General features: G+C 62.1%; 11 protein-coding genes. 7 read left to right on the plus strand and 4 right to left on the minus strand.

Features of this window, described 5'->3' with window-relative positions:
- Positions 1-49: 49 nt before the first annotated feature.
- Entirely contained in the window at positions 50-2,128 is a 2,079-nt protein-coding gene (pbpC, locus tag J3P73_RS28045) for a penicillin-binding protein 1C (protein ID WP_185828677.1), read from the minus strand.
- The gene (locus J3P73_RS28050; RefSeq protein WP_185828678.1) at positions 2,128-7,593 is read right to left on the minus strand and encodes an alpha-2-macroglobulin family protein; all 5,466 of its coding nucleotides are present in this window, start codon (positions 7,591-7,593) and stop codon (positions 2,128-2,130) included. The genes pbpC and J3P73_RS28050 overlap by 1 nt, the downstream gene beginning before the upstream one ends.
- A 198-nt stretch (positions 7,594-7,791) precedes the next feature.
- On the opposite strand from J3P73_RS28050, the gene msrA reads away from it, so the two are divergent.
- Complete coding sequence (gene msrA, locus J3P73_RS28055; RefSeq protein WP_027690065.1) at positions 7,792-8,496, plus strand: peptide-methionine (S)-S-oxide reductase MsrA; 705 nt, start codon at positions 7,792-7,794, stop codon at positions 8,494-8,496.
- Positions 8,497-8,725: 229 nt separating this feature from the next.
- A complete protein-coding gene (locus tag J3P73_RS28060; protein ID WP_018071572.1) occupies positions 8,726-9,166 on the plus strand; it encodes a response regulator in 441 nt (146 codons plus the stop codon).
- A 66-nt stretch (positions 9,167-9,232) separates the two neighbouring features.
- Here the strand turns inward: J3P73_RS28060 and J3P73_RS28065 are convergent, their stop codons facing one another.
- Entirely contained in the window at positions 9,233-9,973 is a 741-nt protein-coding gene (locus J3P73_RS28065; protein WP_130703576.1) for a TetR/AcrR family transcriptional regulator, read from the minus strand.
- A gap of 270 nt (positions 9,974-10,243) precedes the next feature.
- Between J3P73_RS28065 and J3P73_RS28070 the strand changes: the two genes are divergently transcribed.
- Entirely contained in the window at positions 10,244-11,443 is a 1,200-nt protein-coding gene (locus J3P73_RS28070; RefSeq protein WP_185828679.1) for a multidrug effflux MFS transporter, read from the plus strand.
- 141 nt (positions 11,444-11,584) lie between these two features.
- Positions 11,585-12,877 carry an MFS transporter gene (locus J3P73_RS28075; RefSeq protein ID WP_018071569.1) on the plus strand — a complete coding sequence of 431 codons (1,293 nt, stop codon included), beginning with the start codon at positions 11,585-11,587 and terminating at the stop codon, positions 12,875-12,877.
- Positions 12,878-12,907: 30 nt separating this feature from the next.
- On the opposite strand, the gene J3P73_RS28080 is transcribed toward J3P73_RS28075, so the two are convergent.
- Positions 12,908-13,732, minus strand: a complete 825-nt coding sequence (locus J3P73_RS28080; RefSeq protein ID WP_027690062.1) for a type IV toxin-antitoxin system AbiEi family antitoxin domain-containing protein — start codon at positions 13,730-13,732, stop codon at positions 12,908-12,910.
- A 607-nt stretch (positions 13,733-14,339) separates the two neighbouring features.
- Between J3P73_RS28080 and J3P73_RS28085 the strand changes: the two genes are divergently transcribed.
- The 3 genes from J3P73_RS28085 to J3P73_RS28095 are packed head-to-tail and all read left to right on the plus strand — an operon-like array spanning position 14,340 to position 17,026.
- A complete protein-coding gene (locus J3P73_RS28085) occupies positions 14,340-15,374 on the plus strand; it encodes an ABC transporter substrate-binding protein (RefSeq protein ID WP_130698984.1) in 1,035 nt (344 codons plus the stop codon).
- A 6-nt stretch (positions 15,375-15,380) separates the two neighbouring features.
- The gene (locus J3P73_RS28090; RefSeq protein ID WP_130698985.1) at positions 15,381-16,193 is read left to right on the plus strand and encodes an ABC transporter ATP-binding protein; all 813 of its coding nucleotides are present in this window, start codon (positions 15,381-15,383) and stop codon (positions 16,191-16,193) included.
- The gene (locus J3P73_RS28095; RefSeq protein ID WP_130698986.1) at positions 16,190-17,026 is read left to right on the plus strand and encodes an ABC transporter permease; all 837 of its coding nucleotides are present in this window, start codon (positions 16,190-16,192) and stop codon (positions 17,024-17,026) included. The genes J3P73_RS28090 and J3P73_RS28095 overlap by 4 nt, the downstream gene beginning before the upstream one ends.
- The last annotated feature ends 23 nt before the right edge of the window (positions 17,027-17,049 follow it).

Raw genomic sequence — 17,049 nt, forward strand, 5'->3', positions numbered from 1 at the left:
TTCCCTTACTGCGCCCGCGTGTCTTTTCAGACGCGCAAAGAACGATGCTTCAGTCGATGAAAACGCCGACGCTTGCGGCGCGTCCGGCCGAGTCGATAACGGTCAGTTTCGAGTAGCCGCCGCCATCAGGCAGCCATTGCTGGATGCGCCGGCGGGAGAGGTCGGGCAGCGGCTTGCCGTTGGCAAGCCAGCGGAAGGGCGCGCGACCGCCCTGGAGCTTCAGCATCAGCGGTGACAGGTTGCCTTGCCCAGCGCCGAGATCGACATGCGCGCCCTCGGGCGGATAGATGATCTGCGGCGCGGCCTCGCGGCCGGAGGTGAGCAGGCCGCTGGCATTGAGGGCGAAACGCCGCTGGCTGATCGGCAGCTCGGACTGGGCGATGCGTACGGCGCCTGCAGGCGGGCGGGGCAGCGGCGTCGTCGCGATGCCTGACTTGGCGAACCCTTCAAAGAGGATGGGCGCGGCGGTACCATAGCCCGTCAATCCCGGCACGGCGCTATTGTCAGGTCGTCCGACCCAGACGCCGAGCACATAGCGCCCGTCATAGCCGACCGACCAGGCGTCGCGATAGCCATAGCTCGTGCCCGTCTTGTAGGCGATGCCGCGTTGCGGCGCGCCGGCGGGGGGAATGACGCCGGAGAGAATATCGGCGACGTTCCAGACCGCGACCGGCTCCAGCAGCGGTTCGCCGTCGAGCTTGCCCGGTGCGCCGGTGACGCCGTCGCCGAGCCTTGCCGGGTGGCCGCGATTGGCGAGCGCCGTATAGAGCTGCACCAGATCCTTCAGGGTGATGCCGACGCCGCCAAGCCCGATCGCAAGCCCCGGCGTCTCATTCGGCGGCAGGACCGGGCGTACCTCGGCGCGGCGGAAGCGCGCCATCAGCCGTGACGGCCCGACGGCATCGAGCAGCTTGACGGCCGGCACATTCAGCGAAAGCTGCAGCGCCTCGCGCACGGTGACGTCGCCCTGATAGCTCATGTCGAAATTGCGCGGCCGGTAGCCGAAGAAATCGGCGGGCCGGTCTTCGATGATCGTCTCCTGCGATACCAGGCCCTGCTCGAAGGCCAGCCCATAGATGAAGGGCTTCAGCGTCGAGCCCGGCGAGCGGTTGACGCGCGTCATGTCGATCCAGCCGGAGCGGCTGGCGTCGAAATAATCGGCCGAGCCGACCTCGCCGACGATCGCGCCCGTCTGCGCATCCGCCATCACCATGGCAAGCGAGAGCTTCGGCCCGAGCTTGAATGCCGCTGCCCGCGCAACCGCCTCCAGCCCCTGCTGCACCTGCTTCTTCAGTGTCGTCTGGTGCTTGAGGACCGTCGGCTCCTTGCGCAGTGCTGCTTCGGCGACATGGGCGGCAAGGGCCGGCAATTGCATGCGCTGGGGCGGGACCGCGACGCCTTCGGCCCGTTCCGCTTCGCCGTCACCAACGGCTCTGGCGACCGCCACCCGGTCGAGCACACGCTTGCGTGCGGCCTCGGCTGCCTTGAGATTGCGATCCGGCCGGCGCCGTTCCGGCAATTGCGGCAGGGCGACGAGCAGCGCTGCCTCGGCGACCGTCAGGCGCCGCGGTTCCTTGCCGAAATAGGCAAGGCTTGCGGCGCGCACGCCTTCCAGATTGCCGCCATAGGGCGCGTGCGTCAGATAGAGGTCGAGGATCTCTTCCTTCGACAGCCGGCGTTCGATCTGCACGGCGCGCACCAGTTGCAGCAGTTTTGCCGAAAGCGAGCGTCCTTCGCGCGGCTCGATCAGCCGCGCCACCTGCATCGAAAGCGTCGAGGCGCCGGAGACGATACGGCCGTTGCTGACCAGTTGCACGGCAGCGCGCCCGAGCGCCCAGAGGTCGACGCCGCCGTGTTCGTAGAAACGCTGGTCCTCATAGGCGATCAGCATGCGCAGGAATTGCGGATCGACGTCGGAGACCGCCGTCGTCAGCCGCCAGCGGCCTTCCGACGTCGCAAACGCGCGCAACAATTGTCCGTCGGCATCGAGCACCTCGGCGGAGACGGCATTCGCCCTGTCGAGCGGCGGCGGAAAGGCCCTGTCGGCGGCATCGAGCGCAAAGAGAGCCGCGCCGGCAAGAACGATGCCGGCTGCGGACCCGATCGCAAACTTGTGCCACCGCCTCATTATTGCGCCGTCACGACCTCCATCTTGCCAGTTGCCGTGCGGGCCGAAAGCTCCGGCCGGTACATGTCCTCGACGTTTGCGGCCGGATGGTCGTAGGTGCCGGGGGTAACCGCACGCACGACATAGGCGACGTTGAATTCGCGCTCGTCGCCTTCTGCGCGGTTGAAGGCGGCAACGAAGCGGTCGTAGCGGAATTCGGTATGGGCAGCGGAGATCTCTCCGATCCAGTCGAAATTCGTCATCTGCGCGCTGTCGACGAGGTTCGGATTGTCGATCTCGAAGCCGGCCGGCAGAAGATCGGTGATGACGATGCGCGAAGGCCAGGCGTTGGTTTCGCGCACATGAATGACGACGACGTAGCGCTCGTTCTGCTTCGCCTCGCTGACATTCGCCTCTTCGCCGTCGAGTGTGTAATAGGTGCGCTCGATGGTGAAGCCGTCGCCGCCGGCCGGCAACGGCACGGTGGGCGCGGCAACCGTGGTGACGACGGCCGAAACCGCGTCACCCGTCTGGTTGGTCAGCGTCAGCGGATGGTCGCTCAGCGCATCGCCGGATATCTTCGCCATATAGGCACCGGTATGCGGCGCGCCGTTGACATCGACCTTGAGGCCGTCGTCACCGCCCTGGATGGCGCGGGCGGCAAGCAGCATCCAGGCCTCTTCCTGGGTGCTCTTATATTTGCTGCGACCCCATTCCTTGGTGACGGCCTTGGCAAGCTCCGGGATGACAGGCGGCACCGGCCGGCTTTCGGCGGCGAGCGCCAGGATCGCCGCGCCGTCGCGCAGGATCGTGCCGTAGTCGGTGCGCGACAGGTTCACGCGTGACACCATCGACTGCTCCGACATCTGCAGCGCATCGAGGAAGATGGTCTTTGAACGCTGCGCATCGCCGTAGAGCGCCAGTGCGGCGGCGATATGCGCCTTGGCGAGCGGCGTCGGGAAGTCGTTGATCATCGTATCGGCATAGTAGCGCAGATCGCTGATTGCAGCCTTCTTGTTGCGGGCGAGCACGTAGACGGCATAGGCGATCTGGTCGCCCTGGCCCTTGATGTCGGTGGTGTAGGACAACGTGTTCTGCAGGTTTTCGAGCGCCTGCACGAAAGCCCTTTCCGGCACGTCGTATTTCATTTCGCGGGCCCGCGTCAGGAAATCGGTGACGTAGGAATCGAGCCAGACATCGCCCGAATCCGGTCCCCAGAGACCGAAGCTTCCGGCCGAGGCCTGATAGGAGAGTACGCGGTAGATCGCATCCTGGACGCGCTTCTTCACATCGTCGTCGTTTTCCATGCCCGCCTGCTTCGCCACTTCGGCGAGGTAGAGCAGCGGCAGCGCCCGGCTGGTGGTCTGCTCGGCGCAGCCGAAGGGATAGCGGTCGAGCGTCATCAGCAGGGCTGGGATATCGAAGGCAGCCGAACGGGTGACGTTGACGCTGATTGCGGCGCCGGGCAGCACGCTGTCGGCGAGCAGGTTCTTGTCGACGGTGAGCTTTGCCCCCGGCTTCAGCGCCAGCACCCTGCGTTCGGTAATCGGCAAGGAGGCCGGGCGCACCGGCACGTCGACCGTCTGGTCGAGCGAAAGACCGGAAGCGTCGGAGAGGTTGATCGAGACGCTGCCGGCGCCCGGCTGTTTGCCGATGAGCGAAAGCGTCAGCTCGGATTTCGCACCGGCCTCGAGACGGATCGTCTGCGAGGCGGAGGCTTCATCGATGCCGACCGCATCATTGCCGGTCAGCTGCAGTTTGTAATCGCCGGCCGGCGCATCGGTATTGGCGATGTCGAGGCGCAGATTGGCCTTGTCGCCGGGGGCGAGGAACTTCGGCAGGCTTGCGGTCACCACGACAGGATCGCGGATGATGACATCCTTGACGCCATGGCCGACGCCTGATTTCGACCAGGCGACCGCCATGACGCGCGCCGTGCCGTTGAACTGGGGAATGTCGAAGGAGACATTGGCCTTGCCTTCGGCGTCGAGCTTCACCGGCCCGGAGAAGAAGGCGACGAGCTTCTGCGTCGGCGGGCTTGCCTGCAGTGCCACGGCACCGCCATCGCCGCCGGTCCGGAGCTTGCCGGTGGCGCCGAGCGACCCGTCGATCAGGCGGCCATAGAGGTCGCGGATTTCAAGCCCGAGCTGGCGCTGGCCGAAATACCAGTCCTCCGGATTCGGCGGTTCGTAGCGCGTCAGGTTGAGAATGCCGACATCGACGGCAGCAACCGTTACATAGGCATCCTCGTTGGCGCCGGCGCCCGCCACCTGCAGGCCGATATTCAACGGTCCCCGCGACAGCATCTTTTCGGGTGTTGCGAGCGTCACCTGCAGCGCCCGCTGTTCAGGATCGACTTTCAGCCATTTGATTCCGATCGAGCGCATCGGCATGTGGCTGTCCTGCGCGTCGCCGGGGCGGAAGAGCGTGGCGGTCACGTAGGCACCGGCACCCCAGTCTGATGTAACGGGGATGTCGACCTCGCCGCCGGTCTCGCCGATCGTGGCGTTCTGTACGGCGACCAGCTTTTCGGTTCCGGCCGTCACCATCAGCTCGCCGCCATAGCGCGAGGTGACTTTGAGCTTGGCGGTTTCGCCGATCTTGTAGCTGTCCTTGTCGAGGGCGATTTCCAGCCCGTCGGGCGTTTCGGTCGAGGTCGAGGTGACGAACCAGCCGGCGTCGAATTCGACGCTGGAGGTCGGGCCGTCGGCATCGGCGCTTTCCACTTCGAGACGATAGCGGCCCCAGGTCACCGGCACGGAGATCTTGCCGCCGTCCATCGTCGCGTCGACACTGCCGTTGGAGACCTGCTCGGCGGTGTAAACAGGCTCGTATTTCCAGGCCGTTCCCTCGCGATACCACTGATATTCGCGGTTGAGGCTGTAGAATTTCCAGCGCAGGCCCTTCGTCTCCTGCTTCTGTCCATCGGCCTTGACGCTGATCACCGTGAAGTTGGCGATCGCGTTCTCCGGCAGATCGTCGGAAAATTCCGGCTTGATGCCGATCGAAGCGCCCTGGTTCTTCACCGGAATGGTCAAGGAGCGCTCGATGGCGCGGCCACCCGCCTCCTGCATGCGCATATAGACGGTGGCGTTGAGCAACTGTGTCGTTGCCGGCAGGTCGCTGATGGTCAGGTCGGTCGAGGCTTCGCCGTTCTCGTCGAGTTCCGGCAGGCCGTCGATCGGCAGGCGCGAATCCTCGCTCGCTTCTTCGTCGGCGAGGCCGAAGAGGAAGCCCTTGTAGGCCGCACTCTCGCGCGTCGGCTTGACGACGACGTCGCCTTCGAGCGTCAGGCCGGCGGCCGGGGCGCCGTAGAGATATTTGCCCGAAACCGTAATCGTCGCTGGCGTGTCCGGACCGACTTCCTTGGCCTCGGTCTTGATCTCCATGTCGGTGCGATCGGGGACGAAATCATCGACGAGGAAACTCTTGGTGGCGATCGCGCTGCCTTTGGGATCGGTATAGATGTTCATCGTCCAGGTGCCGCGCATGGCGTTTTCCTGGGTCGGGAAATCGATGGTATAGCCGCCGAGATTGCTGGTCTGGCTGACGATCCGACGGTCTTCGACACCATCTGGACGGCTGAAGATGAAGGTGAGCGGCAGGTTGTCGATGGCGTTGCCGTCGGTGTCGCGGGCAAGTGCCTGGGCATGCACCGTCTCGCCGGCGCGGTAGATGCCGCGTTCGGTAAACGTCAGCACGTCGATCGCGCCGGGTGCGGCACGGCCCGTCACGCCTCGGTCGGAGAGGTCGAAGCCGGCGCGCGTCATGTCGAGGAAGACATAGTCCGACGTGCCGTTTTTGGCGGTGATGACGGCCGGCGTCAGCGCCGCCGTGCCGCGGATCAGGCCGGCGGTGAAGGTGGCGCGGCCGTCAGCGTCGGTCGTCGCAGTGCCGAGCACCTCATTGTTCTTGGCGAGCAGCTGCAGTTCGACGCCTGATATCGGCTTTGCCGAGGCGAGCGAGCGAGTGAAGACGTTGAGCCCGTCCGTGCCGGCATAGGTGGTGACACCGATATCGGAGACCAGGAACCATTGCGTCGCCTGCGAATCCCAGTCCTGCGCGGGGCCGTTTGCCGCCGTTGCGGTCATCACGTAAATGCCGGGCTTGCGCTCGGGCAGCGCCTCATCGACCGGAAAACTGGTGACGATGTCCTTGTTGAGCTCGTTGGCGATCTCGATCGAGCCCTGCCAGACGAGTTCGCCGCTCTGGTCCTCAATGTTCTGGGCGCTGTAGCCGTCGAGCTGGGTCAGGAACTGCGAATTGGTCAGCAGCGGCGCGATGGCGCGATCGCCGATGCGGTAGAGTTTGAGGTTCGCCGACGTCATGTTGACGGAAACGATCGGGATGCCGCGGCGCGCCGTCGAGGGCAGCACGAAGCTGTCACCGGTGAACCGCACCATCTGGCTGCGGTCCTTGATGTAGACGTCGACGCTGACAGGCGCTTCCAGAACTTCATCGACGGCGGATGGCAGGCCGGTCCGGAAGGCGATCTTGTAGGTCTCGCCATGCGTCAGCCCCTCGACGCAGATCTGCTTGTCCTTGGTTTCGAGCGCCTTTGGTGCTTCGCCGTTCAGCGTCACGAAGGGCGTGTAGTCGGTGGTTTTGACCAGCGCCTCGGAGAAGGTGACGCAGGCACGCGGCGTGGCGCTGTCGGCATCGACAGTGTGTTCGGTGACGCGGAAGCCCTGCGTCGATTTCAGCTGCAGGTAGGCCGCCTGCACATCCTTGGCGCCGACAAGCGCCAGGCTCGCCTTATAGGCGTCGAGCGCCGGGCGGTAGTTGGCATTCCGCTCCAGCGCAGTGGCGAGCACGGCCAAGGCCTCGGCGCGTTTGGCGGTGGTGCGCGTCAGCTCGTAGCCGTTCAGCGCGTCGAGCACGGCCTGGCCGGTCGTGTTGCTTTCGGCGCTGCCAAGCGACGCTGCGGCGCGGGCGGTTTCGAGCCAGAGATCGGCATCGTCGGGCGTGATCGACAGCGCACCGTGGAAGGACTTCAGCGCGTCGGCCAGGTTGTTGGCAGTGAGGTCGATGCGGGCATTGGCCGTCAGGCTGTCGACGCCCTGGCCCTGCTGGTCGTCAGCGAGTTCGAGATTGTCCTTGAAATCATGGGCCTGCTGGATGAGGTCGCTGCTCAGGAAGGTGAGGCGCGGCGCAGCCCCGATATCCGGCTCCTGCTGGCCGGCCGTTTCGACGATCTTGCCGGCGATGGCGCCGGGGAAGGCGTTCATCGTCTTGAAATCGGATTTCAGGAAGCACCATTTCACCTTGGGATTGTAAGTGAAGGCCTTGCAGCTCTTGTCGCCGATGCAGGAGGTTTTGCACTGATCGAGCGAGACGTTCTGTTCGGTGCGAAGATCGAAGCCGAAGAAATCGGCGTCCTTGATCGTCTGGATGTCGCGCTTGGTGTCCGCAGCAACGGCGGGAAAGCTGATGGCGATCGTGGAAAATGCGATTGTCGCGAAAGCGAAGAACGAGCGCACGGACATAGGTTCCCCCCGGAAATGCTGGCTCTGACCGGCGGCACTCTCCTCACTCCTCGCGAGATTGTCAACTCAAGTTGAGCGCTGTTTCATGTTCGCACAGGCGCTTTCGTCTGGCTGTCACATCGGCGTGAGTGACCACCTTGTGATTTGCGACTTTTGTAAGGATGAGCAAGGATTTGGACCATCGCAGGAGGTAGCGCCATGTCCACGTCTTCCCACCGCAGGAGCCTTGCCGCGCTCCTTGCCGCCACCATTTTCTCGCTCGGCGTGTGTGCCGCAGGCGCGGCCGAGGATGCCGTCGTCATCCCGCCGCCGGCCGTTGACGAGGCCGCCGGGCCAGGCACCGAGACGGCCATTTTCGCCGGCGGCTGTTTCTGGGGCGTCCAGGGCGTCTTCCAGCACGTGAAGGGTGTCGAGAGTGCCGTCTCCGGTTATGCCGGCGGCGACGCCAAAACGGCGCAGTACGAAACCGTCAGCGCCGGCTCGACAGGTCACGCCGAATCCGTGCAGGTGAAGTTCGATCCGAAACAGGTGAGCTACGGCAAATTGCTGCAGATCTTCTTCTCGGTGGCACACAATCCGACCCAGCTGAATTTCCAGGGTCCGGACCGGGGAACGCAGTACCGTTCGGCGCTGTTCGTCTCGGATCCGCAACAGCGCAAGGTCGCCGAGAGCTATATCAGCCAGCTCGACAAGGCGCATGTCTTCTCGCAGCCAATCGTCACCAAGGTCTCTGATGCCACCGGCTTCTACCCTGCCGAGGCCTATCATCAGGACTTCCTGACGCTCAATCCGACCTATCCCTATATCGTCTACAACGACTTGCCGAAAATCGAGAACCTGAAGTCGCTGTTTCCGGTCGACTACCGCGGCAAACCGGTCCTCGTGCTGAAGGCCAAGGGCTGATTAATCCTCCCCGTCGTGCGTTATCAAGGCGGCCATGGTGCCGCCTTTTTGCTTCAGCTTTCGGCATTTTAAGAATTTATCAACGTTAACAATATCTTAAATACAAAAAATGGCGTTCCACCGCGGAACATATCGTTGAGTTGCCCGTTACCATCCTGAGTTTCGCGTGGGATAGGCTGCCGGAGCGGATCCCTCTTTAGAAGTATGGGCGTAACCAAGGGGACGTATCATGGCCACCAATGTCGTGCGGCGCTGGCAACGAGATGATCTCATGAAACAGAGAGTATTGATCGTCGAAGATGAATTCCTGATCGCGCTCGATCTCGAGGCGACGGTGGAAGGCATGGGCATGCAGGTCGCGGGCCTTGCGAATGATCGCGAACAGGCGCTGCGGCTGGCGCCGCTTGCCGATATCGCTTTCGTCGACGTCAATCTCGCCGACGGCCCGACCGGGCCTGAGATCGGCCGACAGCTGGCGGAAGAGCATGGCATTGCCGTCGTCTTCATGACCGGCAATCCCGAGGTGGTCGCCGATGGCGTCAAGGGCGCGGTCGGCGTGGTCCAGAAGCCGGTCATGCCTTCGGTTGTCGAGCAGCTGGTGAAATATCTGGCCGCGCGCCGCGTCGGCATGTTCGCGGTCGTGCCCGCACAGATGACGATCTTTGCCTGATCGGCCGGCCTGATCTGCCGGCTTTATCTGCCGGCTTTATCTGCCGGCTTTATCTGAAAGACCTGATCAGCCTGATATGGCTGCGAGCTGCGGCGGATGGCCGGCCTTTTCGGCCTCCGGACTGCCATAGGCCTTGAGGAAGGTACGCACGGCGTTGCGCGCCGCCTTTTCCAGTTCTTCATCGGTGGGTGTTGCGCCAAGAAGGATCATCATTTGCAGGTCGGCATTGCCAAGCGCCACGAATTGCCGGGCGGCGACGTCGAAATCGTCGATGACGAGCGCTTGCTTGTGGGCAAGCCGCGCAAAAAGTGCGGAAAGTGCCGTGGTCAGCTTGCCGGGCCCCTGCTGGCGCCAGCTTTCGAAGAGGTGCGGATATCGCTCGCCCTCGGTCTGCACCAGCTTGCGCAGGAATTTTCCGTCGTGGTTGCAGATGCAGTTCTTGTTGAGGCGCACGGCAAAGGCCGTCAGCTCGTCTTCCAGATCGTCGGCACGATCAGGAAAGGTCGACAGCACGGAGAACAGCATGGCGTTGGCGCGGTTCATGACGTCTTCGACGACGGCGACGAACAGCGTTTCCTTCTCCCGGTAGTGATTGTAGATCGTCTGGCGGGATACGCAGGCGACGGCGGCGATCTCGTCGATGCTGGCGCCGGCAAAACCCTGGCGGCAGAATACGTCGGCCGCCGCATCGAGGATCGACATGCGCTTGGCGCATTGTCCGCGCTGCGTATGCCCCGTCATCCGCGCTGCCGGTGTCATGCGATCTTTCATGAGAGCGAAGATAAGACGTCTTGACGTTTTAGACAATGGCGTCTAGTTTTACATCTGTGTCCAAATTTGTTGACACTCCTGGTTCCCGCTGAAGATATGAGCTCCCAACTTCGTCTTCGCGCGAACGATCATCATTGAACCCGCGCATCGGGCCGAAAATCGGAACCGATTTTCGGAAAGCACGATGCGAGATTGAAAGTGTTAGAGCGTCCTTTGTGCGTCCGAGAGGACGCACGGCGCTCTCAGAGCAATGCGGCGGAGCGACAATCCGGTGCCTCCGCTGCGCTTTTATGAAAGATCACCATTATGACGGCTCCCTTCTTTCGCATTGCCCTCATTCTCGGCCTTCTGTCGGCCATCGGGCCTTTCGCCATCGACATGTATCTGCCCGCGCTGCCGTCCATCGGCCAGGACATGCATGCCGATAACAACGTCACCCAGCTTACCCTTCTTGCTTTCTTCATCTCCTTTGCGCTCGCCCAGCTCGTCTACGGTCCGCTGTCGGATATGTGGGGCCGCAAGCTGCCGCTCTATCTCGGCATCGGCCTCTTCGCCGTGGCCTCGATCGGCTGTGCGCTGGCGACCGACATCGAAACGCTGATCGCCTTCCGTTTCGTTCAGGGTATCGGCGGTGCTGCCGGCATGGTCATTCCGCGCGCCATCGTTCGCGACATGCACACTGGCGTACAGGCCGCGCGCCTGATGTCGCTGCTGATGCTGGTCTTCTCGATCTCGCCGATCCTGGCGCCGCTGACAGGCAGCGCCGTCATCGAGTTCTACGGCTGGCGCGGCGTATTCTGGGCCGTGACGATCGCCGCCTTCATCGGCCTCGTCCTGCTCGCCACCCAGCTTGACGAAACCCGTTCGGCGAACGAACGCAGCGGCAGCGGTCTGAGCAGCGCCATGGCGGCTTACCGCCTTCTGCTGACCGACCGCAATTTCCTGACGCTGACTTTCATCGGCGGCCTCGGCATTTCGAGCTTCCTCGTCTATCTCGCCAACTCGCCCTTCGTGCTGATCCAGCATTACGGGCTGACGCCGACGCAATACAGCTTCGCCTTCTCGATCAACGCCGTGTCCTTCTTCGCGGTATCGCAGGCGACGGGCTGGCTCGGCGAGCGTTTCGGGCTGGTGCGCGTCATGCGGATTGCGGTCAGCGCTTACGCGCTTGCGATGGTCGTGATGGCGGTGGTGATGGCGTCCGGCTTCAACCAGCTGCCTGTCCTGGCGACCTTCCTGTTCATCGGCTACGGCTTCCTCGGCCTCGTCATCCCGACAAGCGCAGTGCTTGCGCTCGAGGATCACGGCGAGATCGCCGGTACCGCCTCGTCGCTGATGGGCACGCTGCATTTCGTGATCGCCGCCGTCGCCATGGTCATATCGAGCGTCTTCTTCGACGGCACAGCCGTTCCGATGGCCGCCGGCATTGCGCTCTGCGCCTTCTCAGCCTTCGCGCTGACGCAGCTAACGATCGGCCGCCGCGCCGCCGTCGCCGCTGCCGAATGATCTGAAGACTGGTCGCACCCGGTGTCCGGGTGCGACCTGATGATCCGTTCGCGGCCCCCGAGAAAATGCAACGCGCAATTGATTATCGGCAGGCCGCGCTATCTACGCCATGACGAAGCATGGTCATACCGGAGGATACTTATGGTCGACGAGAAGCGGCTGATCTCGAAAATCACCTGGAAGCTGATGCCGTTTCTCGGCATCCTTTATCTCATCGCCTATATCGACCGGCAGAACGTCAGCTTCGCCAAGCTGCAGATGGTCGATGCCCTCGCAATGAGCGAATATGCCTACGGCCTCGGCGCCTCGCTGTTCTTCATCGGCTATTTTCTCTTCGAGGTGCCAAGCAACCTCTTCCTCGACAGGCTCGGCGCCCGTGTCTGGTTCGCCCGCATTCTGGTCTCCTGGGGCATCGTCACCATCGCGCTCGCCTTCACGCAGAACGCGACGATGTTCTATATCCTGCGCTTCCTGCTCGGTGTCTGCGAAGCCGGCTTCTTTCCTGGCGTCCTCTATCTGCTGACGCTGTGGTTTCCCTCGGCCTATCGCGGCAGGATGGTCGGACTGTTCATGATCTTCAGTGCGATTGCCAATGCCGTCGGTGCGCCGCTCGGCGGCGTACTGCTCGATCTCGATGGTCTCTACGGCTTTGCCGGCTGGGAGTGGGTCTTCCTGGCGACCGGTGTTCCGGCTGTCATTGCCGGCATCGTCACCTTCTTCTATCTTCCCGGCCGGCCTGAAAGTGCAAGCTTTCTGAGCAGCGAGGAGAAGGACTGGCTCGAACGAAGGCTCGCCTCTGAAAATGCCGGCATGGGCGAGGATGCCGGAAACGGCTTCAAGGCGCTCATCGACCCGCGCGTCCTGCTGATGGCGCTGTGCTATGTCGCCTTTCCGCTTTCGGCCTATGGGCTGAGCTATTGGCTGCCGACGATCGTCAAGGCTTTCGGTGTCAGCAACACGGTGAACGGGTTCCTCAACATCATTCCCTGGGTGCTGGTCGCGATCGCGCTTTATGCCGTTCCCGCCATGGCCGACAAGGCGCAATCGAAGACGCCCTATATCGTCATTCCGGCTGTCATCGGCGCCGCCTGCCTGCTGCTCTCGGCGCTGATCCCGAACCACACTTTGCAATTCGCCTTCCTCTGCGTCGCCGCTGCCGGGATCTTCGCCCCCCAACCGGTGTTCTGGAGCCTGCCCTCCCGTTTCCTCAAGGGCGCGGGGGCTGCGGCGGGCCTTGCCGCCATCAATTCGGTCGGAAATCTCGGCGGCTTCGTCGCCCAGAACGTCGTGCCCTGGATCAAGGATGAGAGCGGCAGCACGATCGCGCCGATGTTCTTTCTCTCGGCCTGCCTTGCGGTCGGCGCCCTGCTGGTCTTCGTCGTCACGCGTCAGCTGTCGCACAGGGAGCATCCGGCGGCTCCAAGCCGGGTTTAGGCCGACAATGTTCCGCGTTGTGCGATCACGCTAGCTAGCCCTCGCCATGCGTGTTTCTTCCTCGCTCACATTGACTCGAAGCCGCCATCTGGAGTTAAAGCGACCGTCATCCGGCATCGTGGGATCGAGAAGATGATAGGTATCCGTTAATGCCGACCTAAGGCGCTGCATGTCTTCTTCATCACCCAGGTCGCACGACGCCATCAGGAACCCAGTTCTGTTGACGACGGCCTTGGTCTTGATCTGAAGGGCGTAGTCAACGAGCTTCTTGGTCTTCACTTTTTCCTTCACCATCCATGTTCCGGCGGCGATCTCGGAGAACCCGCCGCACAGGTCTGGCCGCCTTAGACAGTCGACGATCGTTCTCTCGACATCGCTGACCATGACGTATCCGTGCTCAAACCATTTTCGTCCAATTCCGAAAAACTGCGATATCGGAAGCCCGGTCACCCGAATCTCCGTTCTCTGAGCGAAAATGGTTTCTGGATACCGATCGGCCACGGTGATCGTGACCAGAATCTGCGGTTGCTGGATCATTCCATGTATCGCCATTGCCGTGCCGTGAGACAGGTAGCGTTGTTTGTCCTCGAAGAGCCTGTCGGCCACGACCCAAGGATCGCCCGCGTAGACGCTCTCCGAACCCAGCTCGAACGGCACGAGTATGTATGTGCCGCGCCTAAGTCGGGTTACGACGCCGCGCTGCTGCGCTTTGGACAGCAAGTTAGACACGGTTTTTTTCGTGCCGCCCAAAATCCGGACGGCGTCGTCCAAAGAGAAAATCGTTCTTCTCTCATCATGGAGCGCAGTAAGAAGCGAGGCAGTCGACCGCCCCAGAGTCTTCATACTTTTCATCATCTAATCCTCCTGTTGGGGGGATATGTCTGGCAAAAATCTAATCGCTCTTCATCTGGCCACGCAATGGAGGGTTATAAAATGCCGAGAAAAATCCCCCTAGCAGGAGGATTCTGGCAGGTATTTTATCCCCTGGTCGCGACGACTCGTTACAATGTTCTCGTTGCAATCCTCTTGCTGGGAGGATTTTCCGGCAAGAATTATCACCAAGATCGGCGGTGAGCTGGAGTGAAGGGCGTACCAAACCCATTCACTCCGTCCTCGAAAGCCCGCTCCGGTGGGCTTTTGTGTGTACCGCTCGGAAAGATGCCCAAATCAAATGCCCAAGTTTGGTTTGGAAGGCCTGAAAATCGCGTAATGATTTCGATGAATCAATCTGCAAATGATCGCGTAATCATCTGATAGCTCCAATCCGAACAGCGTTCTCAGCTTCGATGGGCAGTGTCCCCGCGGGTTCTATCCCCCCTGTGTTGCCTTTTTGGCAATTCATATAGCGAATAATTGTTCTTTATTAGAACGCCAAAATTCCCCATCCTCCCCAGGCACTCGGCAAATGAGCTTCGGTACACGACGATAAAGTCGGACCGGGGGAACAAATAGGGGAACTATTATGTCTCATTTCATGATGAACCGCCGTCGCTTCATATCCAAAGTCGCAACGGTGGGCGGCCTGGCCGCAGCACAGACCCTGATCGGCGTGCGTGCAGGCCTTGCCGAAGACGTCGCCCAGGTGAAAATGCAGCTGGGCTGGCTGGCCTCTAACGGCGTGATCGGTGAAGTGGCTGCGCAGAAGAAGGGTTTCTTCAAGGAGCAGGGCGTCGAGCTGGACATCGTTCCCGGCGGCCCGAATGTCGATGGCGTCGCCGGTGTCGCGGCGGGGCAATCGACGCTTGGCCAGATCTCTTCCAGCCCCTCGGTGATGCTGGCGCGCTCCGCCGGCATCCCCGTCAAAGCCTTCCTCGCCGGCTATCAGAAACATCCCTTCACCTATTTTTCGCTGAAGAAAGCGCCGATCCGCGAGCCGAAGGACATGATCGGCAAGACGATCGCCACGCAGCCGACGGCCTTTATCCTGCTTCGCGCCCTACTTGCCAAGAACGGCATCGCCGAGGATCAGGTGACGATGGTCAATATGGGATCGGACATGAACCAGCTTTTGACCGGTCAGGCCGACGCCGTCACCGGCTGGGTCACCAACATCAATGCCCTTTCGGTCCTGGGCGACGACCGCGTCGACATGATGCTCTGGGACGCCGGGCTGCAACTCTATGCCAATGTCTACTACACCACCGACGAACAGCTCGACAAACATGCCGACGTGCTGGTGCGTTTCACCACGGCAGCCGCAAAGGGCTGGGGCTATGTCCGCGACCATCCGGAAGAGGCGGTCGATATGCTGGTCGAGACCTATCCCAACCTCGATAAGGCAAGCGAACTCAAAGCCGTCGGTCCGATTGCGAAATTCTCCTTCGGCGACACCACAAAGCAATTCGGCTGGGGTGCGATGAACAGGGAAAACTGGGCAGCCCAGATCAAGGCCTATGCGGACCTCAAGCAGTTCACCGGGACGGTTCCGACCATCGATGACGTTGCGAGCTTCGCAATTCTCGATGCGACGGCCGATATCCGCAAGCAGGTCGGGTGAACGGCCATGACTGTCGCCGCCACCGTCAAACGGCCAGATCCGCTGCCAGCCGGATCGCCGCTCGCCGTATCCGTCGCCAATCTGGACATCCGTTTTGGCGACAGGGACAACGAGATCACCGCTCTTTCCAACGTGTCGGTGAATATTCCCGAAGGGGCGTTCGTGACGATGCTCGGCCCTTCAGGTTGTGGAAAGTCGACCCTGCTTCGCTGTATCGCCGATCTCGTGCACATCAACGGCGGTTCGGTCTCGGTGCTCGGGCGTTCGCCCCGCGAGGCACGGGAGGGCCGCGATTTCGCCTTCGTGTTCCAGGACGCCACTCTGTTGCCCTGGCGCAGCGTCATCGACAATGTCCGCCTGCCGATCGAGGTCGGCAAGCATGCGGCGGGTTCCTTCGCCGACCCGGCGGAGCTGCTGGCGATGGTCGGGCTCAAGGGGCGTGAAAACGCCTTGCCGCATGAGCTCTCCGGCGGCATGCGCCAGCGGGTCGCCATCGCCCGGGCGCTGGCCACACGCCCGCGCATCCTGCTGATGGACGAGCCCTTCGGTGCACTCGACGAGATCACCCGCGACAAGCTGAACGAGGAATTGCTGCGGCTCTGGCAGGAGACGGGCACGACAATCCTCTTTGTCACTCACTCCATCCCCGAGGCGGCCTTCCTTGGCCAGCATGTGCTGATGCTCCAGGCGCATCCAGGCCGTGTGAAGGAGTTCATGAAGGTCGATCTTCCCTATCCGCGTTCGCTCGCCATGAGAGACACGGTGGAATTCATTCAGGTGACGGCGCATCTGCGCGCTCTGCTGGAGGAATGCCTATGAGCAACGTGGTCTCTTCCGGAGCGCGCGCCGCGCCCGCATCCACGCCGCGCAAGGTCGCGATCCTCGACGCCACCCTTGGCACCCTGTCGAAAAATCTGCCGGCGATCCTGGCTGGAATCGGCCTCGTCGTGCTCTGGCAAGTGGTGATCTGGATCTTCAAGATCCCGACCTTCATGGCGCCGAGCCCCGCCGACGTCGTGCTCGCCTTTCGCGACAATGCCGCAACGCTGTGGCGAAATTTCCTGCCAACGCTGCTCGAGGCCACCCTCGGCTTCCTGTTCGGTAACCTCGTCGCCATCCTGCTGGCGGTCTGGTTCGTGCATAGCACGACGGCGGAAAAGGCATTTTACCCGATCGCCGTCTTCATCAAGGCGATCCCGATCATCGCGCTTGCGCCGATCCTCGTGCTGATCTTCGGCAACGGACTGGCGCCAAAGATCATCATCGCCGGTCTGATCTGCTTCTTTCCGACGCTGGTCAACATGGTCCAGGGGTTGCGGGCGGCAAGTCCCGCCATGCTCGACCTGATGCGGGTTCTGTCCGCCACCAATACGGAGATCCTCTGGAAAGTGCGGTTTCCGAGCTCGCTGCCTTTCCTGTTTGCCGCCCTGAAGATCGCCGCGACCAGCAGCGTCATGGGGGCGATCGTCGCAGAATGGATCGGTTCGAGTTTCGGTCTTGGCGCCCTGATCATCGAGGCCACCTATAATTTCCGCTCGCCGCTTCTCTACGCAACCGTTGTGATTGCAGCCCTTCTGGCGGTGGTCCTCTTCGCCCTGGTCTCGATCGTCGAGGCAAAGGTCGTGCGCTGGAAGCCAGCCGGATCGCATTGAGCACGCGCAACCAGGAGAAAACG

The sequence above is a fragment of the Rhizobium ruizarguesonis genome (assembly GCF_017357285.1).
GTDB classification, from domain to species: Bacteria; Pseudomonadota; Alphaproteobacteria; order Rhizobiales; family Rhizobiaceae; genus Rhizobium; species Rhizobium ruizarguesonis.